This window comes from Natronomonas salina, assembly GCF_013391105.1.
In the GTDB taxonomy this organism is placed as follows: domain Archaea; phylum Halobacteriota; class Halobacteria; order Halobacteriales; family Haloarculaceae; genus Natronomonas; species Natronomonas salina.
The window spans coordinates 2,014,148-2,028,120 of sequence record NZ_CP058335.1; the positions used below are offsets into that span (position 1 = coordinate 2,014,148).

Annotated in this window: 14 protein-coding genes and 1 tRNA gene; 6 read left to right on the forward strand and 9 right to left on the reverse strand. The window is 67.0% G+C overall.

All coding sequences use genetic code 11. The features are described from left to right. The first annotated feature begins 142 nt into the window (after positions 1 to 142). Entirely contained in the window at positions 143 to 499 is a 357-nt protein-coding gene (locus HWV07_RS10595) for a four-helix bundle copper-binding protein (RefSeq protein ID WP_178334271.1), read from the forward strand. A gap of 62 nt (positions 500 to 561) precedes the next feature. On the opposite strand, the gene HWV07_RS10600 is transcribed toward HWV07_RS10595, so the two are convergent. The 5 genes from HWV07_RS10600 to HWV07_RS10620 form a co-directional block, all read right to left on the reverse strand. Beyond that, positions 562 to 912 carry a TRAM domain-containing protein gene (locus HWV07_RS10600; protein WP_178334272.1) on the reverse strand — a complete coding sequence of 117 codons (351 nt, stop codon included), beginning with the start codon at positions 910 to 912 and terminating at the stop codon, positions 562 to 564. A gap of 98 nt (positions 913 to 1,010) precedes the next feature. Next, positions 1,011 to 1,883: an ABC transporter permease subunit gene (locus tag HWV07_RS10605; RefSeq protein WP_178334273.1), complete on the reverse strand. Its 873-nt coding sequence runs from the start codon at positions 1,881 to 1,883 to the stop codon at positions 1,011 to 1,013. Beyond that, positions 1,880 to 2,800: an ABC transporter ATP-binding protein gene (locus HWV07_RS10610; protein ID WP_178334274.1), complete on the reverse strand. Its 921-nt coding sequence runs from the start codon at positions 2,798 to 2,800 to the stop codon at positions 1,880 to 1,882. Before HWV07_RS10610 ends, HWV07_RS10605 begins: the two co-directional genes overlap by 4 nt. Before the next feature lie 206 nt (positions 2,801 to 3,006). Next, positions 3,007 to 5,427 (reverse strand): PAS domain S-box protein, encoded by a 2,421-nt coding sequence (locus HWV07_RS10615; RefSeq protein ID WP_178334275.1) that lies wholly within the window; start codon positions 5,425 to 5,427, stop codon positions 3,007 to 3,009. A 120-nt stretch (positions 5,428 to 5,547) separates the two neighbouring features. After that, positions 5,548 to 6,030 (reverse strand): Lrp/AsnC family transcriptional regulator, encoded by a 483-nt coding sequence (locus tag HWV07_RS10620; RefSeq protein ID WP_178334276.1) that lies wholly within the window; start codon positions 6,028 to 6,030, stop codon positions 5,548 to 5,550. Between the two features lie 260 nt (positions 6,031 to 6,290). Here HWV07_RS10620 and ddfA point away from each other — a divergent pair, with 260 nt between their 5' ends. The 4 genes from ddfA to HWV07_RS10635 all read left to right on the forward strand — a co-directional run bounded on the left by ddfA (position 6,291) and on the right by HWV07_RS10635 (position 9,304). Next, positions 6,291 to 6,557: a DdfA family disk-determining factor gene (gene ddfA, locus HWV07_RS10625; RefSeq protein WP_211694106.1), complete on the forward strand. Its 267-nt coding sequence runs from the start codon at positions 6,291 to 6,293 to the stop codon at positions 6,555 to 6,557. 5 nt (positions 6,558 to 6,562) lie between these two features. Next, positions 6,563 to 6,694, forward strand: a complete 132-nt coding sequence (locus HWV07_RS19925) for a hypothetical protein (RefSeq protein WP_281362293.1) — start codon at positions 6,563 to 6,565, stop codon at positions 6,692 to 6,694. Positions 6,695 to 6,805: 111 nt separating this feature from the next. After that, positions 6,806 to 7,489 (forward strand): SOS response-associated peptidase, encoded by a 684-nt coding sequence (locus HWV07_RS10630; protein ID WP_178334277.1) that lies wholly within the window; start codon positions 6,806 to 6,808, stop codon positions 7,487 to 7,489. A 141-nt stretch (positions 7,490 to 7,630) separates the two neighbouring features. Further along, a complete protein-coding gene (locus HWV07_RS10635; RefSeq protein ID WP_178334278.1) occupies positions 7,631 to 9,304 on the forward strand; it encodes a flavin-containing monooxygenase in 1,674 nt (557 codons plus the stop codon). Positions 9,305 to 9,367: 63 nt separating this feature from the next. Here the strand turns inward: HWV07_RS10635 and HWV07_RS10640 are convergent, their stop codons facing one another. Together HWV07_RS10640 and HWV07_RS10645 are read right to left on the reverse strand one after the other, a co-directional pair. Continuing rightward, entirely contained in the window at positions 9,368 to 10,609 is a 1,242-nt protein-coding gene (locus HWV07_RS10640) for a CDP-glycerol glycerophosphotransferase family protein (protein ID WP_178334279.1), read from the reverse strand. A gap of 1 nt (position 10,610) precedes the next feature. Next, positions 10,611 to 11,324: an NTP transferase domain-containing protein gene (locus tag HWV07_RS10645; RefSeq protein ID WP_178334280.1), complete on the reverse strand. Its 714-nt coding sequence runs from the start codon at positions 11,322 to 11,324 to the stop codon at positions 10,611 to 10,613. Between the two features lie 1,225 nt (positions 11,325 to 12,549). Here HWV07_RS10645 and HWV07_RS10650 point away from each other — a divergent pair. Next, positions 12,550 to 12,897 (forward strand): hypothetical protein, encoded by a 348-nt coding sequence (locus HWV07_RS10650; RefSeq protein WP_178334281.1) that lies wholly within the window; start codon positions 12,550 to 12,552, stop codon positions 12,895 to 12,897. A gap of 114 nt (positions 12,898 to 13,011) precedes the next feature. On the opposite strand, the gene HWV07_RS10655 is transcribed toward HWV07_RS10650, so the two are convergent. Together HWV07_RS10655 and HWV07_RS10660 are read right to left on the reverse strand one after the other, a co-directional pair. Continuing rightward, positions 13,012 to 13,131: transfer RNA gene (locus HWV07_RS10655), tRNA-Ile, on the reverse strand. A 47-nt stretch (positions 13,132 to 13,178) separates the two neighbouring features. Then, entirely contained in the window at positions 13,179 to 13,928 is a 750-nt protein-coding gene (locus tag HWV07_RS10660) for a homing endonuclease associated repeat-containing protein (protein WP_178334282.1), read from the reverse strand. Between the last annotated feature and the right edge of the window lie 45 nt (positions 13,929 to 13,973).

Below are 13,973 nucleotides of genomic sequence, written 5' to 3' on the forward strand. Positions count from 1 at the left end.
CTCGGGAGGTTGAGCCGCTTCAGGAGGCCATCTCACCCGTTGTCTCCGACGCGGATTCGACCTCTTACGACCACCTCACTGGATGGCGCTCGCGAGAGCCCAGCGGCTAACGAAGGGGGCGAAGACCCTCTATTCGCCTGCAATGGCTCTACAGCAGATCGACCCCGTCAGCGAGAACGACGAGATGGCCGAGTGCATCGACAACTGCTTCGAGGCGGCCCAGGCCTGCGAGTGGTGTGCGACGGCCTGCATCCGCGAAGGCGACGAGGACATGGCCCGCTGTATCGAACTGTGTCGGGACGTCGCCGACACCACCACCCTGCACGCTCGGATGATGGCGCGGGACTCCGACTACAGTTCCGACCTCGCCGAGACCTGTGCGGAACTCTGCGAGGCCTGCGCCGACGAGTGCGAACAGCACGACGCCGACCACTGCCAGACCTGCGCCGACGTCGTCCGCGAGTGCGCCGAAACCTGCCGCGACATGGCGTCGGCCTGATCGGGTTCCGGGCGCATCTCGCGGATCGGGCGGACGAGAACCGCTATTTTCCGGCGACCGCCTCAGAGCGTCTCGAGGAACGTCGCGTCCGCCGAGGTCTCCCCGCGGTTGAACGACGTCACCCGGACGCGGATGGCGTCGCCGACGTCGACGGACGCCGGGACGTCCTCGGTGAACACCACGAACCCCTCGACCTTCCCGACCGCTACCCGCGACCCGGAGTGGTGGTCGGTGAACTCCGTGACGCCGAGTTCGTACGTGCCGCCGATGGCGACCGGCGGCTCGCGCTTCTGGGCCGCCTCGTGGGCCCGCCTCGACGCCCGCTCGTCCGACGACCGACGCCGCAGCGCCACCACCAGAACCGCGAGAACGACGAGGGCGACTGCCCCGATTCCCAGCCACTCGAGCTCCATACGTCCCCACTCTGGCGGACGGTTATTATAGTACCTGTCAGCTCACGGCGAAGACGGTCAACGGGTGCGGCGACGGGCCACGGGCGAGCCCGTCGGCCTCAAAGGTCGGCGCCGTCGAACCGGTAGTAGCCGACGAGGAACGGGACGACGAGCCACAGCGCCAGCACCACGAAGCCGACCTCCGGGGTGACGTAGAAGGGGTCGGCCTCGACCGGCGCACCCTCGACGCCCACCCCCGAGGGGTCGGCGGCCGCGCCGGCCGTGTCGGCGATGCCGGGCAGCAGCGCGACGATCGCGGAGAAGTACGCCGTCGACGGCGACAGCTGCCCGACGAGGTACACCCAGTCGGGCATCGACGACGGCAGCGAGAACCCCGAGGTGACGTAGACGACCGCCACGGGCACGACGTCCCAGAACAGCTCGAAGACGACGAAGAAACCGAGGGCGAGCGTCGTCGCCCGGGAGGTGGACCCGGTCGTCGCCGACAGTCCCACGACGATCGCGGCGTACACCGCGGCGAAACAAAGCGTCACGGCCACGAACGCCAGCGCGGCGGCCGCGTCGAACGTCCCGAGCAGCGCCGACCCGAACCCGAGGCCGACGGCGAGGCCGACGCCCAGGCCGACCATCAGCACGGCGGCCCGCCCGACGACCTTCCCGGCGAAGACGTGGAGGCGGTTGGTCGGCAGCGAGAGCAGCAGCTTGATGCTGCCGAGTTCACGCTCGCCGGCCAGCGACTTGTAGCAGACGACGATTGCCGCCAGCGGGACGAACAGGCCAGTCAACCCGACCGTGAAGAACAGCAGGCCGCCGAAGGTCGCCCCGCCCGGCTCGCCGAACATCTCGGGGACCGCCACGTACGCGTACGTGGAGAGGACCGACAGGAGGACGAAGACGGCGACGAGCGCCCACAGCGCCCGCGACTGGACCGCGTCGCGGAAGTCCTTCTTCGCGACGACGGACCAGGTCATTCCCGGACCTCCTGGACGTCGTTCGTGTACCTGACGAACAGGTCCTCCAGCGAGGACTCCAGCACCGAGAAGTCGCGGACCGGCGTCACCTCGGCGTCGATGGCGTGCAGTACCGCGAACTTCGAGGCGTCGACGACCGACACCCGGAGGCGGCCGTCCTCCCTCGCGGCGCTCCGGACGCCGTCGATGCGGGCGACCTGCTCGACGACCGAGTCGTCGAGGTCTTCGACGTAGACATAGAGGACCTCCCCGGTGTCGGTGGCGTCGCGCAGCCCCTCGATGGTGTCGACGGCGACCAGCTCCCCCCGGTCGACGATGGCGACGCGGTCGCAGACGGCCTCGACCTGCTCCATGACGTGGCTCGAGAAGAACACCGTCGTCCCGCGGTCGTTCTCCTCGCGGATGATCTCGCGCATCTCGCGGGCCCCGTTGGGGTCCAGCCCCGTCGAGGGCTCGTCGAGGACCAACAGGTCGGGGTCGCCGACCAGCGCCATCGCGAGGACGAGCCGCTGGCGCATCCCCTTCGAGTAGCCGCCGGCCTTCCGGTCGGCCGCGTCCGCGATCCGCACCCGTTCGAGCAGCGCCTCGGGGTCCTCGTCGGCGTCCTTCATCTCGACGACGAACTCGAGGTGCCGCCGCCCCGACAGCCGGTCGTAGACGTGGTAGGCGTCCGGCAGCACGCCCGTCTTCCGGCGGACCGCCTCGCCCTCGGCCTGGGCGTCGTGGCCGAGGACGCGGACCGTCCCCGAGGTCGGCCGGACGAAGTCCAGCAGGATGTCGATCGTCGTCGACTTCCCGGCGCCGTTCGGCCCGAGGAACCCGAAGATCTCCCCCTCCTGGACGGTGAGCTCCAGGTCGTTGACCGCGACCACGTCGCCGAACCGCTTCGTCAGGCCGACGATCTCGATGGCAGCCATCCGGCGCTAGCCCCCGGCGGCGGCGACGCGGTCGTGACGGTGATGCATGGTTCCAGACGACGACGGTAGGAAGGATAAGTATTATCGTGGGGAGAAAACCGACGGAGGGACGGGCATCGGGTCAGCGTCCACAGTGGATTCACGCCCTGCTCTGTCCACCTGGTGGGCGCGAGCGACTCGGAGGGTCGACAGCGGCCGAAGAGCCGTCAGGCCTCGTCGGCGGCTGGGAGCGTGACGTAGAAGGTCGCCCCCTCGCCAGGCGCCGATTCGACCCAGATGTCGCCGCCGTGGCGCTCGACGATGCGCTCGCAGAGCGCCAGCCCGATGCCGGTCCCGGCGTGGTCCTCGTGGGAGTGGAGCCGCTGGAACACCTCGAAGATCCGCTCCTGGTCGTCGGGGTCGATGCCGACGCCCTCGTCGGCGACCGAGACGACCCACTCCTCGCCGGACCGCTCGGCGTCGACGCGGATCTCCGGCGGTGCGTCGCCGCTGTACTCGATAGCGTTCTTCAGCAGGTTCTGGAACACCTGCCGGAGCTGGTCGCGGTCTCCCTGGACCGTCGGGAGGGCCTCGGCGGTGATCTCGGCGTCGGTCTCCCGGATGCGCAGCTCCAGGTCCTGCCGGACGTCCGCGAGGATGGCGTCGAGGTCGACGGGCTCGAAGGAATCGCCGCGGGTCTCCACCCGGGAGTATTCCAAGAGGCCGTCGATCATGTCGCGCATCCGCTCGGCGCCGTCGACGGCGTAGTCGATGAACTCCTCGGCCTCGGCGTCGAGGTCGTCGCCGTACCGCCGCTCGAGCAACTGGAGGTAGCTCGAGACCATCCGGAGCGGCTCCTGGAGGTCGTGGGAGGCCGCGTAGGCGAACTGCTCGAGGCGCTCGTTGGACGTCTCGAGCTGCCGCTGGTAGGCCTTCCGCTCGGAGATGTCGCGGAGCACGCCGGTGAAGAAGTGGTCGCCGCGGTACTCGATCTCGCTGAAGGAGACGGCCAGCGGCACCTCGGCGCCGTCGGCGCGCTCGCCCGGCAACTCGACGTAGTCCCAGTCGATGTGCCGCTCGCCGGTCTCGAGGTACCGCGAGATGGCGGCCCGGTGCTGGTCGGCGTACCCGTCCGGCATCAGCGCGGTCAGCGACTCGCCGATCAGGTCCTCCGGGGCGTACCCGAACATGTCCTCGACGGCCGGGTTCACCGACCGGACGACGCTGTCCTCGTCGATGGTGACGATGACGTCGTTGATCGCCTCCGTGATCGCCCGGTACTCCTCCCGGAGTTCGCTGACGTCCTCCTCGACGATCACGACCCGGTCGAGGTCGCCGTCCTCGCCGACGATCGGCGCGGCGTCGACCCGGACCCACTTCCGGCCGCCGTCCGAGACGTCGACCCGGGCCGTCCAGTCGTGGACGGGCTCGCCGGTCCGCGTCACCTGCGCGCAGGGACGGGCGTCCATCGGTATCTCGTCGCCGTCCTCGTCGTAGTACGTCCGGTCGGTGGCTTCGACGTGGTCGGCGTCCGCCGGGATGCCGTGGAGCGCCCTCGCACGCGCGTTGATCCGTTCGATGTCGCCGTCGGGCGTCTCGACGGAGATGCCGACCGGTGCGGCCGCCATCATCTCCGCGAGCAGCTCGCGCTGCCGGTCGAGCTCGTCTTCGACCTGCTTCCTGGCGACCAGGCTCCCGAGGTCCGCCGCGATGGAGGTGACGACCTCCACCAGGTGCTCGTCGACCTCCCGCTGTTCGGCCATGTAGAACTCGAGGACGACGGCGAGTTCACCATCGTGGACGACCGGGACACCCAGCGCCGCCTTCAAATCGGTCTCGGTCGCCAGCCTCGAGCGGGGGAAGACGTCCTCGGAGACCGCGGTGACGTCCGGGAACCAGACCGGCTCGCCGGATTCGAGTACCTGCCCCGGGAGCCCCTCGCCGGCGCGGAAGGTGAACTCCCGGGAGGCCGCCTCGAAGGGGACGAACTCGTCGCGCTGGACGTACGACACCGGGAGCCGCTCGACGGCGCCGTCGTCGGTCGGCGCCCACGCCTGGCCGACCACCCAGTCGGTCCAGCCGCAGACCTCGTCGAGGGCCGCCTGCAGGCCGGCCTCCAGCGACGCCGCCTCCGCGACGGACTGGCTCACCTTCATGTGGAGCTGGTGCTCCTCGCGGGCGCGCTTCCGGTCGGTCATGTCGCGGGTGACCTTCGCGAACCCCTCGAGGTCGCCGTCGTCGTCCCGGATGGCCGTGATGGTCACGTTCGCCCAGAACCGGGAGCCGTCCTTCCGGACGCGCCAGCCCTCGTCCTCGACGGCGCCCTGCTGGAGGGCCGCCGCGAGGTTCCGCTCGGGGACGTCGGCGGCGCGGTCGGCCTCCGTGTAGAACGTCGAGAAGTTCCGGCCGACGATCTCCGAGGCCGAGTAGCCCTTGATGCGCTCGGCCCCGAGGTTCCAGCTCGCGACGGTCCCGTCGGGGTCCAGCCGGAAGATGGCGTACTCCTCGACGGCCTGGATGAGGGCGCGGAACTGCTGGTCGTGGTCGCCGTCGGGGTTGGGGTCAGGGTCGGCCACCTCGCCGGAGACGGCGTTACCGTCGCCGTTGGCGTCCCCGTCGGCCGGGCCCTCGTCGGCCGGGTTCGTCATTGCACCCTTCTTCTAGTTCCATTGATGAAAGCCCTGGCATCTCGTCGTCTCTCGAGCGACGCGGTGTGCCGCGCGGGCCGACCTCGGCGCCGAACCGGGACGGGCCGCCGTGCGGCAGTGCTACTCCACCCGGTCGAGCATCTCGCCCAGTTCGACGAGGTCGATGGGTTGGACGTGCTCCTCGCGGATGAGGTTCTCGTCGTTGATGGTGAGGTCGAGGTCGTCGAGCTGCTCGGCGACGTGGGTGATGTCGTCGTCCTGGACGCCGACGGCCTTTATCTGGAGGTTCTCCTGGCCGGTCATCAGCTCCGTGACCTCGAGGACCTGCGGGAGCTCCATGGCCTGCTCGGCGACCGTCGAGCGCTCGCTGATGCTGGCGGTGCACGTGAAGTGGAAGTACAGTCGCAGTCCCACCCGGTCGAGGTCGAGGGAGGTCGTGTAGCCGGTGAGGACGCCGGCCTCCTGGAGGCGGTCCATCCGGTTGTGGACGGTGTTGTCGGAGACGCCGATCTGCTCGGCGAGTTCGATGGCCGAGTACCGGGCGTCGCGCTGCAGCAGGTTGAGCAACTGCCGGTCGACGTCGTCCAGCTCGTAGGTACTCATACTCCGGGTTGGCGGGGGAGAGCCAAGAGAGTACCGAAATTCGAGACCCAATCCCACTCGTTCTCGATATTTCCAACAATTTCTCTTCGGCGTTAGAGATTCGAATCACTCGGCAGCCCCTTATAAGTGCTAGTTGCCATCGAGAGGATATTCCACACTATTTTGAGATTTTACCTCGATATTCCACGTTGAATCGCCTGGCACGTGGACTATCGAATTTTCATGCAAGGGTTTATACGCGTAGATGTGTTCGTACAAATGTGAGCAAGACATCCCCCATTCAGACAGCAGCCCGTTCCACGTCCCGGTCCGAAGCGGTCACCGAAGCCGTCGTTCACGCTGTCGCCGACGAGGAGGGAGTCTCGCCCCTCCAGCTCGAGCCCCTCGCGACCGTCGTCGACCCGGACGCCCTGAATTCCCTCTACTCCGGCGACCGTCCCGGCGCGAAACTGGAGTTCGCCTACCACGGCTACCGCGTGCACGTGGACACCGACGGCCGGGTCGCACTCGACGAACTCGAGTCCTGACCGCGGTGTCCCACTACATCGAGTGCCGGGTCTGCGGGTTCGTGCTCGAGGCGGCGGCGCCCGCCGAGCCCGTGCCGAAGCGCTGGGACGCCTGCCCCGACTGCGAGAGCTCCGACTTCGGGTTCCCCGAGGAGTGACGGCCCGCGTCCACCGCCGTATTCTACCGAACCGATCCGACGACGCGTAGCGACGCGACCGCAGGCACGGCTCGCGGTTGATTCAAGCGTCTCCACCACGTCGGCACTGGTATGTGTGGCCGGAACTCGCTGTTCGCGCCGCAGGCGGACCTGGAGGAGCGCTTCGACGCGACGGCACGGCACCCCGTCCGCCCGCGGTACAACATCGCTCCCGGCGAGGACCTCGCGGTCGTCCGGAACGACGACCCCGGCGTCATCGACCGACTGGAGTGGGGGCTGCTCCCCGGGTGGGCCGACGACCCCGCGGACGCCCCGCGGCCGATCAACGCCCGCGCGGAGACGGTCGCCGAGAAGGCGCCGTTCCGCGACGCCTTCGAGGAGCGCAGATGTCTCGTCCTCTCCAGCGGCTTCTACGAGTGGCAGGAACGGACGGGCGCCGCCAAACAGCCCTACCGCATCTGCCTCGAGGACGACGAACTGTTCGCGTTCGCGGGTCTCTGGGAGCACTGGGAGGGCGACGGTTCGTCCCTGGAGACGGTCACCATCCTGACGACCGACGCCAGCGAGCGGATGGCGCCGATCCACGACCGGATGCCCGTGATGCTGGACCCCGACGAGGAGGCGACGTGGCTCGCGGGCGACGAGCCCAGGTCGGTGCTCGACCCCTACGACGGCGACGACCTGCGGACCTACCCCGTCTCGCAGACCGTCAACAACCCGGAGAACGACTCGCCGTCGGTCATCGAACCCGTCGACGTCGGCGAACAGACGGGCCTCGACGAGTTCGCCGGGTGAACGCAGCGGCAGGTCGTCACGGCCGTCGACCCGGGTGCGGTGACCCGGAGGAGACTGGCGAGCGAGGGCGACCACTTTAAACAGCCTGGGAGGACAGGTAGCAGACCTATTGGGATACCGCCGCAGGTTGAACCGTGACCGATGGTAACCGATGACGATACCCACGCGGGGACGGGCGAACGCGACGCGGCGGCCGTCGACGCCGTCGTCGTCGGCGCGGGCTTCTCGGGACTCTACATGCTCCACCGGCTCCGGGAGCAGGGGCTCTCGGTCCGCGTCTACGAGAAGGCCGACGACGTCGGCGGGACGTGGTACTGGAACCGCTACCCGGGCGCCCGCTGCGACAGCGAGAGCCACATCTACTGTTACTCGTTCGACGACGAACTGCTCGAGTCCTGGGAGTGGAGCGAGCGGTACCCCGAGCAACCGGAGATCCTCGAGTACCTCCGGTTCGCCGCCGACCACCTGGACCTGCGTCGCGACATCGAGTTCGAGACGGCCGTGACCGAGGCGGCCTACGACGACGACACCGCGACCTGGACGATCGGCACCGACGACGGGGAGCGCGTGACCAGCCGGTTCTTCATCAGCGCCGTCGGCTGCCTCTCGGAGCCGTTCCGGCCGGACTTCGACGGCCTCGAGCGCTTCGAGGGTGAGTGGTACCACACGGCCCGGTGGCCCCACGACGGCGTCGACCTCGACGGCGAGCGCGTCGGCGTCGTCGGCACCGGCTCGACCGGCATCCAGCTCATCCCGGAGGTCGCCGACCGCGCCGGCCACCTCACGGTCTTCCAGCGGACGCCGAACTACGCCGTCCCGGCGCGGAACCGCCCGCTCGACGACGAGGAGTACGCGGAGATCCGCGAGAACTACGACGAGATCTGGACGAAGGCGCGCAACTCCCGGCTGGGGATGCCGTTCGACACCGAGGAGAACTCCGCGCGGACGCTCGACGACGACGAGATCGAGGCGCTACTGGAGAAGCGCTGGCAGCAGGGCGGCTTCCGGTTCCTCCACACGTTCCAGCCCGGCCACGTCCTCTCGGACGCCGATACGAACGAGACGATCTCGGAGTTCATCCGCTCGAAGATCCGCGAGCGGGTCGACGACCCCGAGACCGCCGAGACGCTCGCCCCGACCGACCACCCCTACGGCTCGAAGCGCCCGCCGATGGACTACGGCGGCTACTACGAGACGTACAACCGCGACGACGTCCGGCTCGTCGACGTCGACGCGAACCCGATAACCGAGTTCACCCCGGACGGCGTCCGGACGGCTGACGACCACTACGACCTCGACGTCTTCGTCTTCGCCACCGGCTTCGACGCGATGACCGGCGCGCTGCTGGCGTTCGACGTCACCGGCCGCGACGGCCTGTCGCTGGCCGAGAAGTGGGCCGACGGGCCGAAGACCTACCTCGGCCTCGGGGTCCACGGCTTCCCCAACATGTTCACCATCACCGGGCCGCAGAGCCCCTCCGTCCTCACGAACATGCCGATGTCCATCGAACAGCACGTCGAGTGGATCGCCGACTGCATCGCCTACATGGACGAGCGCGGCTACCGGACCATCGAACCCACCGAGGAGTCCGAATCGCAGTGGGTCTCCCAGACCAACATGCTCGCCGACAACATGCTGTTCTCGGAGGCCGAGTCGTGGTACCGCGGCGAGAACGTTCCCGGCAAGCCGAACATCTTCACGCCGTTCCCCGGCGGCCTCGAGATGTACCGCGACATCTGCGACCGCGTCGCCGAGGACGACTACGACGGGTTCGAACTGACCGGCGCCGCGGAGACTCCCCCGGCCGAGCAGTAGCGGGCTTCAAATCGAAACTGCTGCTGATTTTTCCTCTGGGGCGAGGACGGCGGACCCTCAAGTTCAGGTAGCGGGACGATGCTGGTTCTCCGTCGTGCTCGTCGGCGGTTCGTCCAGGAGTCGGCGCGCGAGTCGCGCAGCGGCGGATCCGTCGGGGTGGTCGACGAAGCGGTCGCGCACGCGGGCGCGGTCGGCGGCGTACTCGTCGGTGCCGTCGATGGCCTCCAGGAGCGCGCCCTGGAACGCCGCGAAGTCGGTGGGGGTCGGACCCGGGGTGACCTCGCCGTAGTCGAACTCGAAGCCGGGGTGGTCCCGGTAGCTGGGGAGGTCGTAGGGGTAGAACACGACCGGGTCGTCGGTGACGAGGAAGTCGACGTAGATCGACGAGTAGTCGGTGACCAGGGCGTCGACGTGCTCCAAGAGCGGGTACGGGTCGGTGTCCGCGGGGAGTTCGACGACGTGCTCGAGTTCGTCGAGGTCGACGGCGAGCCGTTCCCGGGGGTGGAGCTTGACGATGAGGTACGCGTCGCGGGCCGCGAACGACTCGTCGAGGGCCCGGAAGTCGACGGCGTCGTCGAGCGGGACGCCGCCGTGGTCGACGTCGTCGCTCCACTCTCGCCACGTCGGCATGTAGAACGCGACGGGGTGGTCGCGGCCGAGGTCGCGGACGCGCCGGAGGACCGCGTCGTCGACCCCGAGGTCGGCGTCTTCGACCTCACCGCGGAGGACGTCGTTCCGGGGATAGCCGACGGGAAGGACCGACTCCTCGGGCTGCCTGTACGCCTCCTGGACGACGGGGCCCACCGCCTCCCCCGTCGTGACGTGGTACGCCCAGTTCGAGCCCGTGAGCCGGAAGAAGAACCGCCCGACGAGGGACCACTCGCGGTCGAGGTGGTCGCCGACCGTCTTGATGGGGACGCCGTGCCAGAGCTGGACGACGTCGGCGCCGCCGGTCGCCCACCACGTCACGTCCGCGGGTCCGTGGGACACGAAGACGTACTCGGCGAGGAGCGTGTGCAGGAGGCCGCGGGCACTTCCGGCGTCGTAGGCCTCGTAGCCGGCCTCGCGCAGCGTCTCGACGACGTCGCCGTCCGTCGAGAGCCAGATAGCGCGGACGTCGTCCCGCTCGGTCGCCGCGTGGAGGAACGCGTACTTCGGGTTGCCGACGAAGCGATCCCCGCCGTCGGCGCCGTAGACCCAGCGTCCCGCTCGGGAGGGGGCGAGCGACGAGGCGCCGTACGCCGCGAGGGTGCAGAGGCGGGTGAGGATCGTCGTCGCGACCGCGAGTGCCCGATTACGGGCCATCCTACTGGAGGGCGGTGCCCGATTCGACCTCGGCGAGGTGCTCGGGCGTGTTGATCTCGTGGCGTTCGTCGGCCGGCACCGTCACGCGCTTCGAGGGGGTCTCGGTGAACACGATGGGGAACCAGTCGTCGGGGTTCTCCTGGAGGGTCTCGAGGGCCACGGGGACGTTGTCGTTGTGGAGGACGAACAGGCCGACCTCCTGGTGGCCCGCGATCGCCCCGTAGTCCGTGATGACACCCTCGTCGTCGTACCGGACCGCGGTCATCTCGTCCTGGACGCCCTCGATGCAGCCGACGGCGTTGTACCCCTCGTGGCGGTACCGGGCCCGGAAGCGCTGGACGATCTTCCCCAGCGCGTCCGCCGAGAACAGGACGTCCCCGCAGACCACGAGGACGTGCTCGTCGCACCCCTCGGCCTCGAAGGCCCGGAGCGCCCGCTCCAGGGAGGCCGCGTTCTCGACGTCCTGCCAGTTCTCGAGGTAGAGCCCCCGGGAGTCGACGTCGGTCCCGAGGTCGACGGCCTCGTCGATCTGGCCGTTCGCGTCCTCGAAGCCGTGCCCGAGGACGACCGTGACGTCGTCAGTGTACTCGTCGATGACGTTGCGCTGGTACTCGTAGAGGGTCTTGCCGTTGAGTTGGAGGAAGAGCTTCGGCTTGTTCGCCGTGCGGGGACCGAGGCGGCTTCCTCGTCCGGCAGCGGGGATGACAGTACGCATGCGAATATATCTGACCCCACACGACTACAATAATATATATCTGCTATCCCTATTTTCTATTTCCTTATGCACCCACTAGAAAGACTCAGCAGGCCGTACAGACCCGATTCCTCCGGTGTCTAGATTCGTGGCAGTTAGACGACACCTGAGAGACCAGCCAGCGGTTCGTTCACCCGATAGTGCAACGAAATGATAGGTAGTTCGTCCATATCGCCTAGTATAGATAGCTAATCCCACCTTCCTGGTGGGATTCTCACAGCCAGCCAGCGTGTCGCTACGACGGATTTCCCCGGTGGCGGTCTGTCACCAGTATAGAGACCAAATCATCGTCTCTCTAACCATATCTAATCGTTTAACTATCGTGTACAAATCCATAACGATATAGGAGATAGTCGAAACGCGGGCATGGGCCACAGGTTCCGCAGCTGCACCAGGGGAGGCACGACAGGGACACTCGCGATCGCCCTTCGGGGTTTTTACGATAGCGCTCGCGGTCGGGGTGCTCGGTACCGGACTCATCGGGGTCTTCGGCGACGAGGCGCCGATGTCCGCGACCGGCGACCAGACGACGCCGACGCCAACCGATTCCAACGAGTCTCTGGAGGCATCGACGCAGACGCCGACGGAGACACCAACTGCTGCAGATCAGGACAAGGAGAAGGAGACACCGACTCCGACGGTCTGTGAGCAAGAAAAGGAGAAGGACACACCGACGCCAACACCGTCGGACCAGGACAAAGATAAGGACACGCCGACGCCAACGCAGTCAGACCAGGACAAAGAAAAGGATACACCGACACCAACACCGTCTGGCACCCCAACCGAGACTCCGGCCGAGACTCAGACACCGACAGATACGCCGACAGAAACACCGACAGATACCCCAACGGAGACACCAACCGAGACGCCGACAGATACGCCAACAGAAACGCCAACTGAGACACCGACCGAGACGCCCCCAGGAACACCGGCCGACACACCGACTGACACCCCCACTGAAACGCCCACAGAAACACCGACGGCAACACCAACTGACACACCAGCCGAGACGCCCGATAAGCGTGGCGCGATCAGCTACGTTCTCCTCTGTACGAACGACGACGGTGCTGAACGAATCGGTTCCGGAGGGGCGGGCGCCGACCAGTGTCCCGACGGCGAGCCGTTCGTCAGGTATGAGCGGAAGGGGAACTCGTTCGCTGCGGAGGACGACCCCCAGGGGACGACCGTGACCGCGACCGAGTTCAAAGACGACGAGGACGAACCGGTCACCGCCGTCTGGACCTCCGAGACCTACAACGTCACCGGCGTCGTCGTGGGCGCCGGCGGCGACATGTGCACGTACGACTACTCGCCCGATGGTACCTTCCCACAGGAGGACACTGTCGAGACCTGCGACGGCCCGGCCGGTAACAGCGGGGCCGCCTCGCTCGGGATGACCGACACGGTCGTTTCCCTATTGACGGGCGCCGCCGACCGGATTTCCTCGCTGCTCCCGCTGCAGGCCGGCGGGTCGGTCGTCCCGCTGGCGCTCCTGCTGTCCGGCACGGCGATCGGCTGGCGACGAGGACGGTGACCACGGCGTAAGGGGCCACCGCGTCGAGACCTCGATCTGGCGTGAACTGAGAGTTTCTAGAAAGAGGGCTTGTATCCGCTGATGCCCTTGGCTCACAATCGTGCAGCTTGTGGATGGGCCCTGCCGGATTTGAACCAGCGATCGCCCGGTGTCCCATTCCGCGGGGACAACCCCCGATTATTACTGTCGGAAATATGAGCCGGGTGCTGTAAGACCAGACTGAGCTAAGGGCCCTTCTACCTGGGAATATCCACTGCCCCCTCTTTAGTTTGCCGGGAGAACTATGCCGACAGTACGTCCCTCTCCCGTAGTTCAGCTTCCAACTCAGCAGGTGTCGTCACGACCGCGTAGTCCATGCTTCGGAACGCGTAGTAGCCGAGTTTCTGTGTGAAGGACCGTTCGTTTGGTCGTCCATCTTCAACGTAGCCATCGACTTCGATCCACAGGTCAATGCTCGGAACGTGGAAGTCGCAAGTCCAGAGGGTCACACCCAATCGTACATGGGTCTCATAGTCGTATCCGAGATCGTCCAAATATCGTGCGATAGCCAGTTCATGGCGACTGTCGAGGTTGTTGCCGTTCGGACCGAGGCACTGTTCGCCATGTCGTTGGCCACAGTCAATACCGGCAGCCTCACATGCCTCAGCCCAAGACCCGAGGTGCTTCTTCACAGTACTCGTGGCGAACTCGCCGTAATCGTCATATTCGCGCATGGTTAGATTCTCACCCGCCGTCTTTTTGTTGACCCGTCGTAGGTCCGCGAGCATCTCGTCATGATTGTTGGAGTCGTACTCGCCAACTTGGAGCTCGTTCGATTCGAGTCCAGCATCCGCCAGTACGGTCGCCCAGTCCTCCTCGATGATATCGTACATTCGACTCAGACACGGTAATCGGTCGTCTGCTTCCGCATCTCTCGTCGTCGGCGCCTCACCGAGTTCCTCGGCCAACTGCGCGACATCGTCCACCAGTTCCTCGTAGGTGTATTCATCGTACTCCGACTCCGTATGCTGATTGCCGTAGAATTTACCCATCGTGGCTCACCCCTCTTTGCCCGCGTCTTCTGCAATCAATGCTCG